16 protein-coding genes are annotated in these 21302 nt (G+C 71.2%); 8 read left to right on the forward strand and 8 right to left on the reverse strand.

All coding sequences use genetic code 11. The features are described from left to right. From IEY82_RS26615 to IEY82_RS26625, 3 genes are all read left to right on the forward strand, one after another. Positions 1-2667, forward strand: a 2667-nt coding sequence (locus IEY82_RS26615; RefSeq protein WP_189126965.1) for a glycoside hydrolase family 48 protein, incomplete at its 5' end; no start/stop codon positions are given. 7 nt (positions 2668-2674) lie between these two features. Next, on the forward strand, positions 2675-4273 hold the full coding sequence (locus IEY82_RS26620) for a cellulase family glycosylhydrolase (protein ID WP_189126966.1): 1599 nt from the start codon (positions 2675-2677) through the stop codon (positions 4271-4273). Then, complete coding sequence (locus tag IEY82_RS26625; protein WP_189126967.1) at positions 4270-5634, forward strand: GH12 family glycosyl hydrolase domain-containing protein; 1365 nt, start codon at positions 4270-4272, stop codon at positions 5632-5634. The genes IEY82_RS26620 and IEY82_RS26625 overlap by 4 nt, the downstream gene beginning before the upstream one ends. Positions 5635-5752: 118 nt before the next feature. Here IEY82_RS26625 and IEY82_RS26630 read toward each other — a convergent pair whose 3' ends face one another. The 3 genes from IEY82_RS26630 to IEY82_RS26640 all read right to left on the reverse strand — a co-directional run bounded on the left by IEY82_RS26630 (position 5753) and on the right by IEY82_RS26640 (position 10364). Next, entirely contained in the window at positions 5753-7078 is a 1326-nt protein-coding gene (locus tag IEY82_RS26630) for a protein kinase domain-containing protein (RefSeq protein WP_189126968.1), read from the reverse strand. Further along, the gene (locus IEY82_RS26635; protein ID WP_189126969.1) at positions 7065-8048 is read right to left on the reverse strand and encodes a LacI family DNA-binding transcriptional regulator; all 984 of its coding nucleotides are present in this window, start codon (positions 8046-8048) and stop codon (positions 7065-7067) included. The genes IEY82_RS26630 and IEY82_RS26635 overlap by 14 nt, the downstream gene beginning before the upstream one ends. A gap of 96 nt (positions 8049-8144) precedes the next feature. Beyond that, positions 8145-10364, reverse strand: a complete 2220-nt coding sequence (locus tag IEY82_RS26640; RefSeq protein ID WP_189126970.1) for a thiamine pyrophosphate-dependent enzyme — start codon at positions 10362-10364, stop codon at positions 8145-8147. Between the two features lie 202 nt (positions 10365-10566). Here IEY82_RS26640 and IEY82_RS26645 point away from each other — a divergent pair, with 202 nt between their 5' ends. Continuing rightward, the gene (locus IEY82_RS26645) at positions 10567-11919 is read left to right on the forward strand and encodes a hypothetical protein (protein ID WP_189126971.1); all 1353 of its coding nucleotides are present in this window, start codon (positions 10567-10569) and stop codon (positions 11917-11919) included. Positions 11920-11976: 57 nt separating this feature from the next. Here the strand turns inward: IEY82_RS26645 and IEY82_RS26650 are convergent, their stop codons facing one another. The 5 genes from IEY82_RS26650 to IEY82_RS26670 all read right to left on the reverse strand — a co-directional run bounded on the left by IEY82_RS26650 (position 11977) and on the right by IEY82_RS26670 (position 15568). Next, complete coding sequence (locus IEY82_RS26650) at positions 11977-12315, reverse strand: hypothetical protein (protein WP_189126972.1); 339 nt, start codon at positions 12313-12315, stop codon at positions 11977-11979. 157 nt (positions 12316-12472) lie between these two features. Next, positions 12473-13333 (reverse strand): ABC transporter permease, encoded by an 861-nt coding sequence (locus IEY82_RS26655; RefSeq protein ID WP_189126973.1) that lies wholly within the window; start codon positions 13331-13333, stop codon positions 12473-12475. Beyond that, the gene (locus IEY82_RS26660; RefSeq protein ID WP_189126974.1) at positions 13330-14307 is read right to left on the reverse strand and encodes an ATP-binding cassette domain-containing protein; all 978 of its coding nucleotides are present in this window, start codon (positions 14305-14307) and stop codon (positions 13330-13332) included. Before IEY82_RS26660 ends, IEY82_RS26655 begins: the two co-directional genes overlap by 4 nt. Beyond that, positions 14307-14885, reverse strand: coding sequence for a PadR family transcriptional regulator (locus IEY82_RS26665; RefSeq protein WP_189126975.1), 579 nt, complete (start codon positions 14883-14885; stop codon positions 14307-14309). Before IEY82_RS26665 ends, IEY82_RS26660 begins: the two co-directional genes overlap by 1 nt. Positions 14886-14971: 86 nt before the next feature. Then, on the reverse strand, positions 14972-15568 hold the full coding sequence (locus IEY82_RS26670; RefSeq protein WP_189126976.1) for an SACE_7040 family transcriptional regulator: 597 nt from the start codon (positions 15566-15568) through the stop codon (positions 14972-14974). 64 nt (positions 15569-15632) lie between these two features. On the opposite strand from IEY82_RS26670, the gene IEY82_RS26675 reads away from it, so the two are divergent. From IEY82_RS26675 to IEY82_RS26690, 4 genes are read left to right on the forward strand one after another with little or no spacing between them, the layout of a single operon-like run. Then, complete coding sequence (locus IEY82_RS26675; RefSeq protein WP_189126977.1) at positions 15633-17201, forward strand: carboxyl transferase domain-containing protein; 1569 nt, start codon at positions 15633-15635, stop codon at positions 17199-17201. A gap of 4 nt (positions 17202-17205) precedes the next feature. Further along, positions 17206-19224 carry an acetyl/propionyl/methylcrotonyl-CoA carboxylase subunit alpha gene (locus IEY82_RS26680; protein WP_225263816.1) on the forward strand — a complete coding sequence of 673 codons (2019 nt, stop codon included), beginning with the start codon at positions 17206-17208 and terminating at the stop codon, positions 19222-19224. After that, positions 19224-20135, forward strand: coding sequence for a hydroxymethylglutaryl-CoA lyase (locus tag IEY82_RS26685; protein ID WP_189126978.1), 912 nt, complete (start codon positions 19224-19226; stop codon positions 20133-20135). Before IEY82_RS26680 ends, IEY82_RS26685 begins: the two co-directional genes overlap by 1 nt. Before the next feature lie 5 nt (positions 20136-20140). Then, entirely contained in the window at positions 20141-21289 is a 1149-nt protein-coding gene (locus IEY82_RS26690; RefSeq protein ID WP_189126979.1) for an acyl-CoA dehydrogenase family protein, read from the forward strand. Positions 21290-21302: the final 13 nt, after the last annotated feature.

The raw sequence follows: 21302 nt of genomic DNA on the forward strand, positions 1-21302 counted from the left end.
ACCCAGGCCACCGGAGCCCAATGGACCATCGGCTTCAACGGCACCTACACCACCACCAACACCAACCCCGCCACCTTCGCCATCAACGGCGTCACCTGCGGCGGCACCGGCGCCAACACCCCGCCCACGGTGACCCTGACCAGCCCGAGCGCCGGCGCCTCCTACCCGTCGGGCAGCACCGTGCCGCTGGCCGCCACCGCGAGCGACCCCGGCGGGGCGGTGGCCCGCGTCGAGTTCCTCGTCGACGGCGTCCTCGTGGGCACCGACACCACCTCGCCCTACACCTTCGGCGCCACCGGCCTGGCCGCGGGCGGCCACACCGCGCAGGCCCGGGCCGTGGACGACGGCAACCCGGCGCTCACCACGACCACGCCCACGACGTCGTTCACCGTCACCGGCTCCACACAGCAGGCCCTGGTCGTCGCCCCGACCGCGCTGACCGTGCCCGAAGGCTCCAGCGCGCCGTTCTCCGTCCGTCTCGCCGCGCAGCCCACGGCGAACGTCACCGTCACCTCCACGGCCGGCAGCGGCGACACCAACCTGACCATCACCTCCGGCGCGTCGCTGACCTTCACCACCGCCAACTGGAACACCCCGCAGAACGTGACCGTCGCCGCGGCGCAGGACAGTGACACCACCAACGGCACCCGGCCCATCACCGTCGCCTCCACCGGCCTGACCAGCGTCACCGTCACCGCCACCGAAGCCGACGACGACGCGCCCCAGAACAGCTACCTGACCGAGTTCACCACCCAGTACAACAAGCTCAAGAACCCGGCCAACGGCTACTTCTCACCGGAGGGCGTGCCGTACCACTCGGTCGAGACGCTCATGGTCGAGGCGCCCGACCACGGCCACGAGACCACCTCGGAGGCGTTCAGCTTCTGGCTCTGGCTGGAGGCGCAGTACGGCCGCGTGACCGGCAACTGGACGCCGTTCAACAACGCCTGGAACGTGATGGAGCAGTACATCATCCCGAGCGCCGCAGGGCAGCCGGGCGGCTCCGCCACCTACAACCCGAACGACCCGGCCGACTACGCGCCCGAGCGGCCCAAGCCCAGCGGCTACCCGGTCGCGCTCAACACCGGCGTCGTGGCCGGCCAGGACCCGCTCGCCAGCGAACTGCAGAGCACCTACGGCAACCGGCTCGTGTACGGCATGCACTGGCTGCTCGACGTGGACGACGTGTACGGCTACGGCACCGGCAGGGGCAGCGGCCTGAGCGAGTGCGGCGACGACACCAAGCGCGTCACGTACATCAACACCTACCAGCGCGGACCGCAGGAGTCGGTGTGGGAGACCGTGCCGCATCCGTCGTGTGAGACCGGGCGCTTCGGGCAGCCGGGCGCCGGCTACCCGCCGCTGTTCATCCAGGGCGGCGGCGCGAACCAGTGGCGCTACACCAACGCCCCCGACGCCGACGCCCGCGCCGTGCAGGCCGCCTACTGGGCGCTGACCTGGGCGACGGCCCAGGGCAACCAGTCGCAGGTCAGCGCGACCATGGCCAAGGCCGCCAAGATGGGCGACCACCTGAGGTACGCCTTCTACGACAAGTACTTCAAGAACCCGGGCTGCACCTCGACCTCCTGCACCCCGGGCACCGGCAAGAGCAGCTCGTCGTACATGCTGACCTGGTACTACTCCTGGGGCGGCGACATCGGCGGCTCGTGGGCGTGGCGGATCGGCTCCAGCTCCTGGCACCAGGGCTACCAGAACCCGCTGGCCGCCTGGGTGCTGTCGCCGGCCGGCCCCTCGTCGCTGCGTCCGCGGTCGGCGACGGCGGCCTCCGACTGGCAGACCAGCCTGGGCAGGCAACTCGACTCCTACCTGTGGCTGCAGTCGGCCGAGGGCGGCATCGCGGGCGGCGCCACCAACAGCTGGAACGGCGACTACCAGACGCCCCCGGCCGGCACGCCGACCTTCCACGGCTGGGCCTACGACCACCAGCCGGTCTTCCACGACCCGCCGAGCAACCGGTGGTTCGGGTTCCAGGCGTGGTCGCTGGAGCGGGTCGCGGAGTACTACTACGTGACCGGTGACGCCAAGGCCAAGGCCATCCTCGACAAGTGGGTGCCGTGGGCGCTGGCCAACACCACGTTCGGCGCGAACAACAGCTACCGGATCCCCAACGACATGACCTGGTCCGGCGCCCCGTCGGCCAGTTACTCGGGCGGCGGCAGCGGCCCGGCCGCCAACCCGGGCCTGCACGTCACCGTCGTCAACCACACCGACGACGTCGGCGTGGCCGCGGCCTACGCCAGGACGCTCACCTGGTACGCCGCCAAGTCCGGCAGCGCCACCGCCAAGAGCGCGGCCAAGAACCTGATCGACGGCATCCTGTCGCACAAGGACGCCAAGGGCGCCACGGTCAGCGAGACCCGCGCGGACTACAACCGCTTCGACGACCCGCACGACGACGCCGCCGACACCGGCCTGTACGTCCCTCCGGGCTACTCCGGCACCATGCCGAACGGCGACGTCATCAGCTCCGGCAAGACGTTCCTCGACATCAGGTCCTTCTACAAGAACGACCCCGCCTGGGGATCCGTCCAGGCGTACCTGAACGGCACCGGCCCGGCGCCGTCCTTCAGCTACCACCGGTTCTGGGCGCAGGCCGACATCGCCATGGCCGCCGCCGACTACGGCAGCCTCTTCCCGAACGGATGACCGTCAGTTGACCACGAGACTCTTCGCGCTCCTCGCTCTCGTGGGCGCCGTGTTGCTGGTCCCGCAGTCCGCCGCCGCCGCGGTGGGCCTGCGGGTCAGCGGCACCCGCGTCCTGGAGGCCAACGGCAGCGCCTTCGTCATGCGCGGCACCAGCCACGCGCACACCTGGTATCCCAGCGAGACGAGTTCCTTCGCCGGGGTCAAGTCGCTCGGCGCCAACACCGTCCGCGTGGTGCTCAGCGGCGGCAGGTGGACGGCCAACTCGGCCTCCGACGTGGCCAATGTCGTCTCCCTGTGCAAGCAGAACCGGCTCATCTGCGTGCTGGAGAACCACGACACCACCGGCTACGGCGAGCAGAGCGGCGCCTACACCCTGGACCAGGCGGTCACGTACTGGATCGGGCTGCAGAGCGTGCTGACCGGCCAGGAGAACCACATGGTGATCAATATCGGCAACGAGCCGGTCGGCAACAACGCGGTCACCCCCGGCTGGACGCAGGCCACCTCCGCCGCCATCACCCGGATGCGGGGCGCCGGGTTCCAGCACCTGCTCATGGTCGACGCCCCCAACTGGGGCCAGGACTGGCAGGGCGTGATGCGCGACAACGCGAGCACGGTGTTCAACGCCGATCCGCAGAAGAACACCGTCTTCTCCATCCACATGTACGGCGTCTACGACACGGCCGCCGAGATCAGCGCCTACCTGGACGCCTTCCAGACGGCCGGGTTGCCGCTGGTCATCGGTGAGTTCGGCCACCTGCACTCCGACGGCGACCCCGACGAGGACACGATCATGGCCCAGGCGCAGAGCCGGGGCATCGGCTACCTCGGCTGGTCGTGGAGCGGCAACGGCGGCGGCGTCGAGTACCTCGACCAGGTCACCTCGTTCAACGCCGCCAACCTCACCTCGTGGGGGCAGCGGCTGTTCAACGGCGCGAACGGCATCCGGGCGACGGCCCGTGAGGCCACGATCTACGGCGGCTCCTCCGACACCACCCCGCCGAGCGCGCCGGGCGGTCTGGCCGCCTCGGGGGTGACGGCGAGTGGGGTGGGTCTGTCGTGGTCGGCGTCGTCGGACGATGTGGGCGTGGTGGGTTATGACGTGCTGCGTGCCGGCGCGTCGGGGGCGTTCGCAGTGGTGGGGTCGTCGGGTTCGACGTCGTTCGGTGATGCGGGGTTGTCGGCGAACACGACGTACCGGTATCAGGTGCGGGCGCGGGACGCGGCGGGCAACGTCTCGGCGGTGTCCAACACGGTCACGGTGACCACGACCGGAGGCGGCGGCGGAGGCGGCTGCACGGCCGTGGCGACCGTACAGAGCCGGTGGGGCAACGGCTACGTGGTGCAGCCGGTGACCGTGACCAACACGGGCGGCTCGGCGATCAACGGCTGGACCGTGACCTTCACGCTCCCCGCCGGCCACACCATCACCGGCTCGTGGAACGCCGCCGTGTCGGTGAGCGGGCAGACCGTCACCGCCCGCAACCTCTCCTACAACGGGACTATCGCGCCGAACGCCACCGCCGGCTTCGGCTTCCAGGCCGCCCGCCCGGGCGGCGACACCTCCGTGCCATCCGGCTACACCTGTCAAGGGGGGACGTCATGATCGCGCGCATCCTGGCCGCGCTCGCCACTCTCGCCGCCGCCACGGCGATGCTCACCGGCCCGGCCCACGCCGACGTCGTGATCTGCGAGAAGTGGGGCTCGACCACCATCCAGGGCGGCAGGTACGTCGTCCAGAACAACAACTGGGGCGACGACACCACCCAGTGCATCGACGTCACCGACACCGGCTTCACGGTGACGCAGGCCGTGCACGACAAGCCGCAGAACGGCGCCCCCGGCTCCTACCCGAGCGTCTTCGCGGGCTGCCACTACGCGGTCTGCTCCACCGGCAGCGGCCTGCCGATGCAGGCGAGCGACGCCCGGTTCGCCGGCGTGCGGACCAACGTGACCTTCAGGTATCCGAGCTCCGGCGTGTACGACGCCGCCTACGACCTGTGGTTCGACCCCACGCCCCGCACCGACGGGCAGAACACCGGCGCGGAGCTGATGATCTGGTTGCACCGCACCGGCTCGGTCCAGCCCGTCGGCTCGCGGGTGGCCACGGTCAACCTGGCGGGCGGCACGTGGGACGTGTGGTTCGGCAACATCGGCTGGAACGTCGTCTCCTACGTCCGGACCGCGCCCGCCACCACGATCGACTTCGCCGTGGACACCTTCTACGGCGACGCCGTCAGCCGCGGCTACGCCCAGCGGTCCTGGTACCTGACCAGTGTCCAGGCCGGGTTCGAGCCATGGGTCGGCGGCGTCGGTCTCGCCGTCGACACCTTCGGCTACAGCACCGGCGGAGTCCCGGGCGACACCACCCCGCCGAGCGCGCCGGGCGGTCTGGCCGCCTCGGGGGTGACGGCGAGTGGGGTGGGTCTGTCGTGGTCGGCGTCGTCGGACAATGTGGGCGTGGTGGGTTATGACGTGCTGCGTGCCGGCGCGTCGGGGGCGTTCGCAGTGGTGGGGTCGTCGGGTTCGACGTCGTTCGGTGATGCGGGGTTGTCGGCGAACACGACGTACCGGTATCAGGTGCGGGCGCGGGACGCGGCGGGCAACGTCTCGGCAGTGTCCAACACGGTCACGGTGACCACGACCGGAGGCGGCGGCGGAGGCGGCTGCACGGCCGTCTACACCCAGACGGGCAGCTGGGGCGGCGGCTTCCAGGGCCAGGTCATCGTGACCAACGCCGGCGCCACGGCCACGACCGGCTGGCGGGTGACGCTGACGTTCGGCGGCGGCCAGACCGTCACCCAGGTCTGGAACGGCCGGACCAGCCAGACGGCCAGCCCCTACACGGTCACCAGCGAGACCTACAACGGCGCTCTGGCACCCGGCGCGAGCACCACGTTCGGCTTCCTCGGCACCTGGACCGGCACGAACCCGGCACCCGCCGTATCGTGCGCCCGCACACCGTAGCCGTACGTCCGCTCAGTTCGGGACGACCCGGTTCGGGATGCCCGGGTTCCGGGCGTCCCGGTTCGGGATGCCCGGGTTCCGGACGTCTCGGTTCGGGATGACTCAGGTCCGGACGTACTCAGCTCCGGACGACCACGGCGAGCTCGGCCAGCAACGCGTCGAGCTCGCCGTGCAGGCGAAGCTCGACGGCCCCTTCCCGCAACCGGTCGTCGAGCTTTCGCCGCAGGTCGGCGACCCCTTGGGGGGTGGTGCCGTTCGCCAGCGTCTGGCGCAGGTCCAGCGCCACGTCCGACCTGATCCGCTGAGCCCGCGCCGCCTCCGCCAGCTGGACGCGGAACCGGTCGAGCACCTCGGGGACGGCGCTCGCCGCGAGGGTGTTCCGCGGCGTGGACGATGCCAGCGGCGCCGGCGAGGCGAAGGGCGTGGACGAGGCGAGCGGCGCCGGCGAGGCCAGAGGCGTGGACGAGAGCAGCGGCGCGGGCGAGGCCAGGGGCGCCGAGGAGGGGAGCTCGGCGGCCGTGCGTCGCGGCTCGGGCAGCGACGCCGGGCCCGCCGGGCGCCCCTGGTCGCCGACCGGCCCGGCCCACAGCATCGTCGCCGCCACCGTGCCCAGCGCCATCAGCGCCAGGCCGTGCCGCACCCGGTGCCGGAACCTGGTCCGGCCCAGCGTCTGCCCGAGCTGGTCGGCCACCTCGCGGGCGCTGGGCCGCCGCGAGGGCGCCGGGTCGAGGCAGCGCTGACAGAGCTCCGCCAGGTCACCCGGCACGCCCGGCGGCCGAGGGCAGGGCCCGGCTCTGCTCGCCGTCTCCAACTGCTCCCAGGTGGTCTCCGGGTACGGGGTCGCGCCGGTGAGCATCTGGAAGAACAGCACGCCCAGGGCGTACACGTCGACCGCCGGATGGGCCGGGGCGCCTGTGAGCCGCTCCGGCGCGACGTACGGCGGCGTGCCGCGCTCGTCGTCGGGATCCCCGGCCAGCGCTGCGATCCCGAAGTCCAGGAGCTTCGGCCCGCCCTCGGTCAGCAGCACGTTCTCCGCCGAGACGTCCCGGTGCACGATGCCCTGCGCGTGCGCCGCCTCCAGCACGCGGGCGATCCGGGCGGTCGTGCCGGCGGCCTCGGTCCAGGGCAGCGGCCCGCGCGTCAGCCGTTCCGCCAGCGGCTCCCCGTCGAGCAGCCGCAGCACCACGAAGGCCGCCACGCGGCCCCGCGCCGTCACCGTCTCGCCGTAGTCGTAGACCTCGATCGCGTCGGGATGGGACAGCCGGGCCGTCGTCCTGGCCTCCTTGCGGGCCAGCTCGCGCTGGTCCTGCAGCACCTTCACCGCGACGAGCCGGTCCAGGGACCGGTCGCGGGCCCGCCACAGCACCGACGTGCCGCCCGCGGCGATGAGGTCGAGCAGCACGTACCGGCGGGCCAGGACATCGCCCGGCTCATGCTGATTCACGGACGATCAGCTCCGCGGGCAGGACGGGGTTGACCGAGGAGGTGCCCGCCAGCAGCAGCCGGGTGGCCAGCGCGGCGAGCTCCTCCACGGGCTGGCGGACGGTCGTCAGCGCCGGCACGGTCCGCCGCGCCACCGGCGCGTCGTCGAACCCGATCACCGCCACGTCGTCCGGCACCCTGCGCCCGGCCCGTCTCAGCGCGTGGATCGCCCCGGCCGCCATCAGGTCGGACGCCGCGAACACCGCGTCGAGCGCGGGCGCGCGCCGCAGCAGCCACTGCATCGCGTGCGTGCCCGACGGCATGCTGAAGTCGCCGTACGCCACGGGCACGTCGCCGATCCCGGCCCGCCGGAGCATGTGGACGAACCCTTCGAGCCGGTCCTGCGCGGCGGGCAGCGGCGGCGGCCCGGCGATCATGGCCACCGCCCGGCGCCCGCCGAGCAGCAGATGCTCAGCCGCCTGCCGGGCGCCGTCGTGGTTGTCGACGTCGGCGTACGGCAGCTTCACGTCGTCGGGCGGGCGGCCGATGCCGCGTACGGCGATGCCCGAGGTGGACAGCGTGATGGCCAGCGGATGCCGCTCCCGCGCGCCGATCAGCAGCACCCCGTCGGCGGCCCCGGCCAGCGCGGGCATGGCGCCGGGGCCGGCCGGAGGCACCGTCGTCACCATGAGCGGCACGCCGTGCTCCGCCAGCACCTCTCCAGCGGCCGACAGGAACCGCGCGTAGTAGGGGTCGGAGAACAGCCGGTGGAGGTGGTCACAGATCACCACGGCCACGCCGCCGGTCGTCCGCCTGGCGGGGGCGCCCCGGGGCGCCCGGTGGCGCACGTAGCCCAGACGTGACATCGCCTCGTAGACCTGGCGGCGGGTCGAGGTGCTGACCCTGACGGTGCCAGTCAATACGCGAGAGGCGGTCGCCGGGGATACACCGGCTGCCGCTGCCACCTGTGCGAGCGTGGGCAAATCGGTCACGATGCACCTCGCCCAAGATCTATTGGGAGCGCTCCCTAAACTACCAGCGTTTCGGCTTTGTTAACAGATGCAGTCATTATGCGACAAGTCGCATAATCAGCCGAGTAGCTTGCGAGCGGCCTGTTCGATCTCCTCCTCCGACAGCAGCACGTGATCGGCGGCGGCCCCCAGCGGAATGAAACTGTCGGCCGACGTCACCCGCGCGATCTGCCCGGTGAAGCCGGCGTCGACGAGCTCGGCCACGATGCCCTCCGAGACGCCACCGGTGTGGCGGGTCTCGTCGGCGATCAGCACCTTGCCGGTCAGCTCGGCCGCCCGCAGCAGATCGTCGACCGGGAGCGGCGCCAGCCAGCGCAGGTCGAGGACCCGGCAACTGTGGCCCTCCTGCGTCAACCGGACCGCGGCCCGCAGGCTCATCCGCAGCCCGTTGCCGAACGTCACGATCGTCAGGTCGCGGCCGTCGCCATAGGAGCGGGCGCGGCCGATCGGCACATGGGTCTCCCGCCACCGCGCCGGCGGGGCGTACGGCGCCAGCCAGCCGCCGTCGCCCTCGTCGAACAGGTCACGCGTGTGGTAGAGCGCGATCGGCTCCAGGAACACGCACACCGACCCCTCGGTGCGGGCGGCGGCCAGGCAGGTGCGCAGCATGGCCGACGCGTCGTCGGGGCGCGACGGCGAGGCGATGACCAGGCCGGGGATGTCGCGCAGCGCGCCGACCGCGTTGTCGTTGTGGAAGTGGCCGCCGAACCCCTTCTGGTAGCCGTAGCCGGCGACCCGGACCACCAGCGGGTTGACGTACGAGCCCTGGGAGAAGAACGACAGCGTCGCGGCCTCGCCACGGATCTGGTCGAGCGCGTTGTGCAGGTAGGCGAGGTACTGGATCTCGGGCACCGGCAGCAGCCCGGACACCCCGCCGCCCAGCGCCAGCCCGAGGACGGTCTGCTCGTCGAGGAGCGTGTCGAAGACCCGGCCGCCGCCGAAGCGTTTCTGCAGGCCCCGGGTCACGCCGTAGACGCCGCCCTTACGGCCGACGTCCTCGCCGAAGACCATCATCTCGGGGTAGACGGCGAGCGCGTCGGCCAGCGTACGGTTGATCGACTGGGACAGCGTCAACGGCCGCTCCGCCTCGGGCAGCGCCCCGGCGAACGCCCGCTCCCTGACCGTGCTCTCGGCGGCCACCGGGCTGATCTTGGCGATCATGTCGGCGCGGCGCGGCGCCAGCGGCTCCATGACCTCCTTGGCCGACCCCAGCCGTGGGGTGCGGGTGGTCTCCAGGGCGATGCGCAGCACGTGCTCGCGCGACAGCTCGTATCTCCTGAGCAACTCGTCAGGCGTGATCAGGCCGGCCTCGACGAGCAGGCGGGCGGAGGCGATGAGCGGGTCGCGTTCGAGGTCGGCGCGGATCTCCCGCTGGCCGCGGTAGGCGGCCTCGACGTCGGAGCCGGCGTGGCCCATCAGCCGGACCATGCTCAGGTGCAGGAACGCGGGGGAGCGGTGGGTGCGCACGTGATGGACCGCCCGCGTCGCCGCGTCGTACGCGTCGGCCAGGTCGCAGCCGTCGCCGGAGAAGTAGGCGATGCCGGGACGCCGTGCCGCCGCCTCCACCCAGCCCTTGGGCGTGCGCACGCTGATGCCGAGGCCGTTGTCCTCGCACACGAACAGGATCGGCATCGCCTGGCCCTGGTGGGTGGCGTAGGCGGCGGTGTTGAAGCCGGCCAGCGCGGTCGCGTGGTTGACCGAGGCGTCACCGAAGCTGCACACGGCGATCGCGTCGCCCGGCCAGGCCGCGGGGACGCCGAGCGCGCGGGCCCGCTCGATGGCGAAGGCCACGCCGACGGCGCGGGGCAGGTGGCTGGCGATCGTCGAGGTCTGCGGAATGATCGCCAGGTCGGGATGGCCGAACACCTTGTGCCGGCCGCCCGCGATCGGCTCCTCGGACGAGGCGGTCAGCCCCAGCAGGACGTCGCGGATGCCCTGCTCGGGCAGGCGCCCGGCCTGCTCGGACCGGGTCAGGTAGAAGGCGCCCGAACGGTAGTGCAGCAGCGCCGGGTCGTCCGGCCGGAGGGCGGCGGCCACGGCCGCGTTGCCCTCGTGCCCGGCCGAGCCGATCGTGTAGTGCCCCTGCTGCTGCTCGCGGAGCCAGCGGGCCGCGATGTCGAGGATGCGGCTGTCGAGCTGGCGCTGGAACAGCCTGCGGCACTGCTCGCCGGTCAGCGGACCGCCCTCGCGAAGGGGCTGCCCGGGATCTCGGGCCGCGCCCGCCTTGAGCGTCGCAACGGCCTGGGTGAAGTGAGTCTCAACAGTGTCGCGCGCCACAAAACCGATTATGTCTCCCTGGAGCGGTCCATGTCTGCCGGTCCGAGGTCACCGGTAAATTGGACCGATCCTATTGACAGCGATCAATAACAGCTTGTCAGATTTCTAAACCATTAGCGCGATTTATACGTCTACTGAGATAGATACGCGTGGCACCCTCAATGCCGCGTTGAAACCACTGGGTCTCCAGAAAGGAACCCGCATGTTACGACGCATGCGCGCGGCCGCCCTCGTGCTGGCGATGGGCGCCGGGACACTCGTCCTGGCGACACCCGCGTCGGCCACGGCCAAAGCGCCGACCATCTCCCCCGTAGCCGTCAGTCCCGCATCGCCGATCGTCGTCTTCGACAAGCCGGTGACGGCGACGTTCTCGTTCACCACGAAGGACGCAGGCAAGGCCGAGCTCCAGCTCAAGCCGCCCGGCGCGAGCGTCGGCGGCCAGGTCGCGCTGACGCCGAAGCCGTTCGGCCAGTGGACCAAGTGGACCGGCACGAAGACCTTCGAGGCCGCGAACGCCGGCCAGTGGAGCTTCCTCGCCATCGCCCACGGCGACGGCGAGAAGTCCGTCAACGGCACGCTCGAGGTCCGCAAGGCACTCGACACCAAGATCGTCGACTTCGACGCCAACCCCGACCTGGTCGACAGAGGCGACCGGATCAGGGTCTCCGCCCGGCTCCTCGCCGACGGCAAGGGCTACGGCGGCAAGTCGGTGACGATCACCTTCCGCGCCAAGGGCACCGACGCCTACCGGCACGTCGCCAAGTCGACGACCGCGGCCAACGGCTGGTTCTCCGCCCACGTGAAGGCCGAGGCCACCGGCTGGTGGCGGGCCGAGTACGGCGGTGACGCGTTCGCCAGGTCCTCCGTCAGCGACACCGACAGGGTCGACGTCAAGCGCCGCGACCGCGACAGCAGGATCGTCGGGTTCGACGCCCATCCCGAGCCGGTAGACAAGGGCGACAAGCTCACCTTCACCGGTGCCCTCCAGGCCGAGGGCTGGCGCTCGCTGCCCGGCCAGCGCGTGAACATCGTGTTCAAGGCGCCCGGAACCGACCGCTGGCAGTGGGTCGCCAGTGACGTGACCGGCCGCGACGGCCGCTTCTGGGCCTCCACCACGGCCGAGACCTCGGGCTGGTGGCGCGCGGAGTACGCCGGCACCAAGGGGATCAACGGCTCGGCCGGCGGCCCCGACTGGGTCCGCGTCGTCCAGCCCACCCCGCCGCCGGTGCAGGTCGACAAGGCCGACACCCGCCTGATCAAGTTCAACGCCTACCCGGAGCCGGTCAAGCGCGGCAAGTACGTGAAGTTCCGCGGCAAGCTGCAGGTCGACGACGAGGGCTCCTGGGAGGGCTACTCCGGCAAGGTGCGGCTCTACTTCAAGCCGGCCGGCTCGCACAAGTGGCAGTACGTGAAGTCGACCTGGTCCAACGACAGCGGCAAGGTCTACACCAAGGTCAAGGGCTGGAAGTCGGGCTGGTGGAAGCTCGTCTTCCGCGGTGACGACGACACCTGGGGCGACACCAGTCGCAGGGACTACGTCCGCGTCAAGCGGTAACCACCACCCAGCCGCGACATCGAGGCCCGGAGCGCGTCCGCTCCGGGCCTCACCCGCTCAGTTGACCCGGCTCCCGGGCGCCTGCGCGCCCAAGCCGACGAGCATCGCCTTGATCTCGGTCAAGCTCCCTTCGACCCGCTCGAACCGCTGATCCATCGCCTCGAACCGCTGGTCGACCCGCTCGAATCGCTGGTCTATCGCCTCGAACCGCTGGTCCATGGCTTCGAACCGCTGGTCGACTTGCGCGAAGCCTGCCCGCATCTCCATCCGGACCTCTTCGATCCGTATGTCGATCTTCTTGTCGAGGGTGTCGATCTTGGCGAGGATGTTCTGCCCGACGTCGCTGACGCGGTCGTGCAGGGCGGTGAAGCGTTCGGCGATGCTCATGTCTGACACGCCACTCACTGTACGAGACTCGAGAGCCGCGACCCTGGTCTGGAGGTCACGAACCTGCACTTGGAGGTCAAGCATGTTCAATCCTTTCGGGGGGTGTTGCACTTCGTGAACACTACCCTCCGCTGTCGAGTCGTCGCACTCCGTTTCCGAAAAACTCTCACTCGGCCCGGCGGAACTGCGCGACCGCGAACATCAGCAGCACCCCGCCGAGCGCCGCCACCAGGCCGAGCTCCAGCGGCACCGGCACCTGGTAGCCGAACCACTGGACCCCGGGATTGAGCGCCGCGTTCACCTGGGCGGGGACGTCGAGGTGGGAGAAGACGGCCTGCCGCATCGGATCCACCGCGTACGTCATCGGGTTGATCACGGTCAGGAAGTGCAGCCACGACGGCAGGTTGGCCAGCGGGAACATCGCTCCCGACAGGAACACCATCGGCATGATCGCCATCTGCATCAGCCCGAAGAACGTCTGCATGTTCTTCATCCGGGCGGCCAGCAGCACCCCGAAGGCGGTGATCGTGAAGGCGGCCAGGAACATCTCGGCCAGCAGGGTGAGCATCAGCGCCGGCGAGTAGGGGATGCCCACGAGCCCGGCCATGGCCAGGATGATGACGCCCTGCCCGGTGGCCACCAGCGCGCCGCCGAGGCACTTGCCCACGACGATCGCCCCTCGTGAGACGGGGGCGACGAGCATCTCGCGCAGGAAGCCGAACTCGCGATCCCACACGATCGAGCCGGCGGAGAACATGCCGGTCATGATCACGGTCATCGAGATCATTCCGGGATACATGAACGTACGGAAGTCGACGCCCGGGATCGAGCCCTGCACCAGCGAGCCCAGCCCGGTGCCCATGACGAAGAGCCAGAGCACCGGCTGCAGCAGCATCGACAGCATGCGTGTCCGGTCGTTGACGAAGCGCAGCATCTCGCGATGGAGCACTACCTTGATCGCCCGGAGGTCATGGCCCGCGCCGCGCGCGGGCGTCCGGACGGAGATCGCCTCTGTCGCCATCGTCATCGCCTCGCCATCGTGCGCATCCACGCCATCGTGTCGGCGCCGGACTCGGCGTCGCGGATGGTGGAGCCGGTGTAGGACATGAACACGTCGTCGAGCGAGGGCCGCGAGACGCTGACCGAGGTGATCGGCATGCCGAGCTCGGCGAACAGCCGGGGCACGAACTCCTCGCCCGAGGCCACGGCGAACGTCACCGCGCCCTCGTGCACGGCCGCGTCGAGGTCGAACCTCTCCCGGAGCGCCTCGATCGCGCGCGCGTCGTCACCGGTATGGATCTGCACCCGGTCCTTGCCGACGCTGGCCTTCAGTGCCTCCGGCGAGTCGATGACGACGATCTCGCCGTGGTCGATGATCGCGATCCGGTCGCAGTACTCGGCCTCGTCCATGTAGTGCGTGGTCATGAAGATCGTGATGTCCTCCATGCGCCGCAACTGGTTGATGTAGCCCCAGATGGCCGAGCGGGTCTGCGGGTCGAGCCCGACGGTCGGCTCGTCCAGGAACAGCACCCGGGGTGAGTGGAGCAGGCCGCGGGCGATCTCCAGGCGCCGCTTCATGCCGCCGGAGAACGTCATGACCTTGGCGTCCTTGCGGTCCCAGAGCGCGACCATCTCCATGACCTGTCGGATCCGGTCGCCTACGACGCTCTTCGGCACGCCGTACAGCTCCGCGTGGAAGCGCAGGTTCTGCTCGGCGCTCAGGTAGCCGTCGAGGGTCGGGTCCTGGAAGACCAGGCCGATGTTGCGGCGCACGTCGTCGCGCTGGCGGACGACGTCGTAGCCGGCGACGGTGGCGCTGCCGCCCGTGGGGTTGACCAGCGTGCACAGCATGCTGATCGTGGTGGTCTTGCCGGCGCCGTTGGGGCCGAGGAAGCCGAACACCTCGCCGGGCGGCACCTCGAAGTCGACGCCCTTGACGGCCTCCACCTTTCCGTAGGTCTTGGACAACTTGCGTACGGCCACCGCCGTCTGGTCGGCCATCAGTCCTCCGCCAGGATCTGGAAAACGGATCTGCGTGTCTGCCTGAGCAACTGCTTGGCCGCGACGACCTGGCGGTCGTTGGCCGTGCGTGTCAGATGGATGAACGCCTCGTTGAGCTGGGCCCACAGCAGGCGCAGTTCGTGGCGGTCCTCGGGGATCGTGCGGGCCACCTCGTCCCAGGGGGCCTCGGCGTCGAGCTGCCGCTCGGCCTGCGCGCGGCCCTGCTCGGTCAGCCGGTAGGTGCGGGTGCCGCCGGACTCGTCGCCGGTCACCAGCCCCTCGTCCTCCAACTGCTGGAGCGCGGGATAGACCGAGCCGGGGCTCGGCCGCCACACGCCGCGGCTGCGGGCCTCGATGTCCTGGATCATCTGGTAGCCGTTCTTCGGCTCCTCGGCGAGCAGGATCAGCAGCGCCGCCCGCACGTCGCCTCGCCGGACCCGGGGCGCGTCGCCCTCCCAGGCCGCAGGGGGGAGAGGCGGCACGAGGGGCATGGGCGGCACGGGAGGGAAGGGCGCCGGCGGAACGGTCGCGCCGTGGGGGGTCGGCGGGAAGCCCGGATGATCGTCCCAAGCGTGCATGAACAACACCTCCAACTATCGAGATACCTTGACGATATATCTAGATAGTTGAGCCAGCAAGGCGTTTTCGGTGGATGGGGAGAGTGTTAGCGGGCGTTAACCGCGGCGTCGACGGCGGCCCGCGCCATCGCGCGCAGCAGGGGCCGCATGGCCTCGGGCGGCAGCTCGCCGGCGCTGTGCGGGGTGGAGTTGAGCAGGCCGAAGACGGCGTGCGTGGCCGCGCGCAGCCGCGCCGCCGGGCACGACGGGTGCAGCTCGGCCAGCACGGTCACCCACTCCTCGACGTAGAGCCGCTGCAGCCTCCTGATCTGCCGCCGCGCGGGCTCGGGCACGTTGCCCAGCTCGCGGTCGTGCACGGTGATCAGCGCGGGCTGCTCCAGAGCGAACGTGATCTGCGTGTCGAGCAGCGCGTCGAGCGTCTCGCCCGGCCCGCCGGACGCGGTCACGACGGCGACCGCCGACTCGCGCAGCCGCGAGCTGATGCCGAGCAGCATCTCGGCGAGCAGTGCCTCCTTGCCGCTGAAGTGCCGGTAGAGCGCGGGGCCGGAGACGCCGACCGCCCCTCCGATGTCCTCGATCGAGACGCCGTGGAAGCCGCGGGCGGCGAACAGTCTCGCGGCGGCGTCGAGGATTTCGGTGCGCCGGTTGCCGCGATTGCGGGTAGGTGTCCGGGCAGTCGTCACGTCTCACATGCTAGACGGTTTCGTTAATGATGACTAACATCTCGCACATGACGAAAGGGGAGTCATGAGCGATTGGCCGGTGCTGAAGTCGTCCGCCGACTCCGGCGGCGAGCTCTTCAAGCGCAACGCCGAGCTCAACGAGCGGCTGGCCGCCGAGTTGCTGGAGCGGCTCACCGTGGCGGCCCTGGGCGGTCCCGAGCGGTCGCGGCGGCGGCACGTCGAGCGGGGCAAGCTGCTGCCGCGTGACCGCGTCGACGGCCTGCTCGACCCCGGCTCCCGCTTCCTGGAGCTGTCCCCGCTCGCGGCCGGCGGTCTCTACGACGACCAGGCGCCCGCCGCCGGCATCATCACCGGCGTCGGCCGGGTCGCCGGGCGTGAGTGCGTGATCGTGGCCAACGACGCCACCGTCAAGGGCGGCACCTACTACCCGATCACCGTCAAGAAGCACCTGCGCGCGCAGGAGGTGGCGCTGCACAACCGGCTGCCGTGCGTCTACCTCGTCGACTCCGGCGGCGCGTTCCTGCCCCGGCAGGACGAGGTCTTCCCCGACCGCGAGCACTTCGGCCGGATCTTCTACAACCAGGCCACGATGTCCGCGCGGGGCATCCCGCAGATCGCCGCCGTCCTCGGATCCTGTACGGCCGGCGGCGCGTACGTGCCGGCCATGAGCGACGAGGCGGTCATCGTGCGCGGCCAGGGCACGATCTTCCTCGGCGGCCCGCCGCTGGTGAAGGCCGCCACCGGCGAGGAGGTCACGGCCGAGGAGCTGGGCGGCGGCGACCTGCACTCCCGGGTCAGCGGCGTCACCGACCACCTGGCCGAGGACGACGCCCACGCGCTGGCCATCGTCCGCGACATCGTCTCCACGCTGGCGCCCCGGGCCGAGCGGCCGTGGCACACCCTCCCGCCGGAGGAGCCCGCGTACGACCCGCGCGACCTCTACGGCATCGTGCCCGCCGACACCCGCCAGCCCTACGACGTGCGCGAGGTCATCGCCCGGCTCGTCGACGGGTCGCGGTTCCTGGAGTTCAAGGCCGAGTACGGCGCCACGCTGGTCACCGGCTTCGCCCACCTGCACGGCCACCCGGTCGGGATCGTCGCCAACAACGGCATCCTGTTCAGCGAGTCGGCGATGAAGGGGGCCCACTTCATCGAGCTGTGCGACCAGCGGAAGATCCCGCTGGTGTTCCTGCAGAACATCAGCGGGTTCATGGTCGGCAAGGCGTACGAGGCGGGTGGCATCGCCAAGCACGGCGCCAAGATGGTCACGGCGGTCTCGTGCGCGCGGGTGCCGAAGTTCACCGTGGTGATCGGCGGGTCGTTCGGCGCGGGCAACTACGCCATGGCCGGGCGCGCCTACTCGCCCCGGTTCCTGTGGATGTGGCCCAACGCCCGCATCTCGGTCATGGGCGGCGAACAGGCCGCCAACGTGCTCACCACCGTGGGCGACGCCGACGCCGACGCGATCCGGGCCCAGTACGAGCACCAGGGCAACCCCTACTACTCCACCGCCAGGCTCTGGGACGACGGCGTGATCGATCCCCTCGACACCCGCACCGTCCTCGGCCTGGCCCTCTCCGCGGCGGCCAACGCCCCGCTCGACCCCGTCGCCTACGGCGTCTTCAGGATCTGATCGCATGACTCCTTCGCCGCACATGTTCGACCGGGTGCTCATCGCCAACCGGGGTGAGATCGCGGTCCGGATCATTCGCACGCTGCGCCGGCTCGGCGTCACCTCGGTGGCCGTCCACACCGCGTCGGACGCGGGCGCGCGCCACGTTCTCGACGCCGACATAGCCCTCCAGGTCCCGAAATATCTGGACATGGGGGCGATCGTGGCGGCGGCCGTCGAGTCCGGCGCCCAGGCCGTACATCCCGGATACGGCTTCCTCGCCGAGAACGCCGAGTTCGCCCGCCGCTGCGCCGAGGCCGGGCTGGTCTTCGTCGGCCCGCCGCCCGAGGCGATCGACGCCATGGGCGACAAGATCCGCGCCAAGGCCACCGTGTCGGCCGCCGGGGTCCCCGTGGTGCCGGGCGGCGCCGAGCCGGACGACGAGCTGACCGCCTGGGCCGACTTCCCCGCGCTGATCAAGCCGTCGGCGGGAGGTGGCGGCAAGGGCATGGTGCTGGTCAGGTCCGCCGCCGAGCTGCCCGAGGCGCTGGAGTCCGCCCGCCGTACGGCCCGCGCGGCGTTCGGCGACGGCACCCTGCTGATCGAACGCTACGTCGAGAACCCACGCCACATCGAGATCCAGGTGCTGGCCGACACCCACGGCAACGTCCTGCACCTGGGCGAACGCGAGTGCAGCCTGCAACGACGGCACCAGAAGATCGTCGAGGAGGCGCCGTCCCCGTTCGTGGACCCGGCGATGCGCGACCGGATGGGCACGGCCGCGGTGGAGGCCGCCCGCGCGGTGGGCTACGTCGGGGCCGGCACGGTCGAGTTCATCGTCGACGGCACGACCGGCGAGCACCACTTCATGGAGATGAACACCCGTCTCCAGGTGGAGCACCCGGTCACCGAGCTGGTCACAGGCCTCGACCTGGTCGAGCTCCAGCTCCGGGCGGCCGCCGGCGAGCCGCTGCCGCTCACCCAGGATCAGGTACGCCTCGACGGCCACGCCGTGGAGGCCCGCGTCTACGCCGAGGACCCCGCCCGGGGCTTCCTGCCCACCGGCGGCCCGGTCCTCGCGCTGCGCGAGCCCGAGGAGGTCCGGGTCGACTCCGGGCTGGCGGAGGGCGGGGTCGTGGGCAGTGAGTTCGACCCGATGCTGGCCAAGGTCGTGGCCTGGGCACCCGACCGGGAGGCCGCGCTGCGGCGGCTCGACCGGGCGCTCGGCGAGACCGTGATCCTCGGCGTCACCACCAACATCCCGTTCCTGCGCGCCCTGGTCACGCACCCGGCGGTCCGGGCGGGCCGGCTCGACACCGGGCTGGTCGAGCGGATCCTGCCCGACCTGCTGCCGTCGGCCGGAGTGCCCGCCGAGGTGCTGGCCGCCGCCGCGCTCGTCTTCCACGCCAGGCCGCAGGGCGGTGATCCGTGGGACGCCACCGACGGCTGGCGGGTCGGCCGGCCCGCCTGGACGACCTGGCGGCTGGAGGCCCGCGGCGGGCTGCACGCCGTCCAGGTCCGCGGCCTGCCGGAGCGGGCGGCCGAAGTACGTCCCCACGACCTGCCCGGCGTCCCCGGCTCGTCCGGCGCGGACGCCGAGGGGGTCGTTCCGGAGGGCGCCGGCGGCGGGCGGGGCGTCCCGGCCCGGATCAGGCGCGACGGCGACACGCTGACCGTCACTCTCGGCGGCCGTGCCGAGCACTACGCCCACGTCCGCCACGGCGACACGCTCTGGCTCGGCAGGGGCGGCGCGGCCTGGGCCGTCACCCGCCACCGCATCGGCGACCCGGGCGACCGGCCCGGCGCGGCCGGGGCCGGCGACGGCGTGGTCAGGAGCCCGATGCCGGGCACCGTCCTGGTGGTGAAGGCCCAGCAGGGCGAGCGGGTCGGCGCGGGCCAGCCGCTGCTGATCGTGGAGGCCATGAAGATGGAGCACACAGTGACGGCCCCCCTTGACGGCCTGGTCGCCGAGCTGCGCGCGCAGGCGGGCCAGCCGGTCGACATGGACGCCGTCCTGGCCGTGATCACACCCGAGGAGGCGTGATGAGCGTGCCGTACCCGATGGCGGGTCTTCCCCGGCACGTCACCGTCTACGAGGTCGGGCCCCGTGACGGGCTGCAGAACGAGTCCGCGATCATCCCCGTCGAGGTGAAGGCGGAGTTCATCGGCCGCCTCGCCGACGCCGGGCACAAGGTGATCGAGACGACCAGTTTCGTCCACCCGCGATGGGTCCCGCAGCTGGCCGACGCCGAGGACCTGCTGACCGGGCTCGACCGGCGGCCGGGGATCCGCTACCCGGTGCTCGTGCCCAACGAGCGCGGTCTCGACCGGGCCCTGGCCCACGGTGTCGAGGAGATCGCCGTGTTCGCCAGCGCCACCGAGACGTTCGCCGCCAAGAACCTCAACCGCGGCCTGGAGAGCCAGTTCGACATGTTCGAGCCGGTCATCGCCAGGGCGCTGGAGCACGGCGTCAAGGTGCGCGCGTACGTCTCCATGTGCTTCGGCGACCCCTGGGAGGGGCACACGCCCATCGCGCAGGTCGTCGCGGTCGGCGAGCGGCTGCTCGGGCTCGGCTGCCACGAGCTGTCGCTCGGCGACACCATCGGCGTCGGCACGCCCGGTCACGTGACCGCCCTGATCGAGGCGTTCCGCGACCCCGACCGGCTGGCCGTGCACTTCCACGACACGTACGGCCAGGCGCTCGGCAACACGCTGGCCGCGCTCAGGGCCGGCGTCACCACCGTCGACGCCTCCACGGGCGGCATCGGCGGCTGCCCCTACGCCGAGTCGGCCACCGGCAACCTCGCCACCGAAGACCTCGTCTGGATGCTGCGCGGCCTGGGCATCGAGACCGGCCTCGACCTCGGCAAGCTCGTGGCCACCAGCACCTGGCTGGCCGAGCGGCTCGGCCGCCCCAGCCCCTCCCGCGTCGTCCAGGCCCTGTCGAAAGGCTGACACCCATGTTCACCAGCGAGCTCAGCAGCGAGTACGAAGAGCTGCGCAAGACCGTCGAGGCGTTCGCCCGTGACGTCGTCGCCCCGGTGATCGGCGACTACTACGAGCGCGAGGAGTTCCCGTACGACATCGTGCGGCAGATGGGCGCGATGGGCCTGTTCGGGCTGCCCATCCCCGAGGAGTACGGCGGGATGGGCGGCGACTCCTTCGCCCTCTGCCTGGCCCTGGAGGAGCTGGCCCGCGTCGACTCCAGCGTGTCGATCACCGTGGAGGCCGCGGTGTCGCTGGGCGCGATGCCCATCTACCGCTACGGCACGCCGGCCCAGCGCGCGGAGTGGCTGCCCCGGCTGACCTCGGGCGAGATGCTCGGCGCGTTCGGACTGACCGAGCCCGGCGGCGGCTCCGACGTGCCGGGCGGCATGCGCACCACGGCCGTGCTGGACGGCGGCGAATGGGTGATCAACGGTACGAAGGCGTTCATCACCAACTCCGGCACCGACATCACCGGCCTCGTGGCCGTCGCCGCCCTCACCGGCGAGCGGGAGATCTCCACGATCCTCGTGCCGAGCGGCACTCCGGGGTTCACCGTGTCGAAGAAGTACTCCAAGGTCGGCTGGAACGCCTCCGACACCCGTGAGCTGTCGTTCTCCGACTGCCGCGTGCCCGCCGCCAACCTGCTCGGCGAGCGCGGCCGGGGCTACGCGCAGTTCCTGCGCACCCTCGACGAGGGCCGCGTCGCCATCGCGGCCGTCGGCGTCGGGCTCGCGCAGGGCTGCGTCGACGAGTGCCTGCGCTACGTCAGGGACAGGAAGGCGTTCGGCCACCCGATCGGCCACTACCAGGCCATCCAGTTCAAGATCGCCGACATGGAGGCCCGCGCCCACACCGCCCGCCTGGCCTACTACCACGCGGCGGCGAAGATGCTGGCCGGGGTGCCGTTCAAGAAGGAGGCGGCGATCGCCAAGCTGGTCTCGTCCAACGCGGCCATGGACAACTCCCGCGACGCCACGCAGATCTTCGGCGGCTACGGCTTCATGAACGAGTTCCCGGTCGGCCGCTTCTACCGCGACGCCAAGATCCTTGAGATCGGCGAGGGCACCAGCGAGGTCCAGCGCATGCTCATCGCCCGTCAGCTCGGCCTCGGCGACCTCTGACCCGCGCCGCGAG

It is taken from the genome of Nonomuraea cavernae (assembly GCF_014646355.1).
GTDB lineage: Bacteria > Actinomycetota > Actinomycetes > Streptosporangiales > Streptosporangiaceae > Nonomuraea > Nonomuraea cavernae.

Excerpts from the sequence above, each read along its gene's own strand:
- IEY82_RS26625 (WP_189126967.1), top strand. The coding sequence starts at position 4,270 with ATGATCGCGCGCATCCTGGCCGCGCTCGCCACTCTCGCCGCCGCCACG.
- IEY82_RS26645 (WP_189126971.1), top strand. The coding sequence starts at position 10,567 with ATGTTACGACGCATGCGCGCGGCCGCCCTCGTGCTGGCGATGGGCGCC.
- IEY82_RS26655 (WP_189126973.1), bottom strand. The coding sequence starts at position 13,333 with ATGACGATGGCGACAGAGGCGATCTCCGTCCGGACGCCCGCGCGCGGC.
- IEY82_RS26660 (WP_189126974.1), bottom strand. The coding sequence starts at position 14,307 with ATGGCCGACCAGACGGCGGTGGCCGTACGCAAGTTGTCCAAGACCTAC.
- IEY82_RS26665 (WP_189126975.1), bottom strand. The coding sequence starts at position 14,885 with ATGCACGCTTGGGACGATCATCCGGGCTTCCCGCCGACCCCCCACGGC.
- IEY82_RS26675 (WP_189126977.1), top strand. The coding sequence starts at position 15,633 with ATGAGCGATTGGCCGGTGCTGAAGTCGTCCGCCGACTCCGGCGGCGAG.
- IEY82_RS26680 (WP_225263816.1), top strand. The coding sequence starts at position 17,206 with ATGACTCCTTCGCCGCACATGTTCGACCGGGTGCTCATCGCCAACCGG.
- IEY82_RS26685 (WP_189126978.1), top strand. The coding sequence starts at position 19,224 with ATGAGCGTGCCGTACCCGATGGCGGGTCTTCCCCGGCACGTCACCGTC.
- IEY82_RS26690 (WP_189126979.1), top strand. The coding sequence starts at position 20,141 with ATGTTCACCAGCGAGCTCAGCAGCGAGTACGAAGAGCTGCGCAAGACC.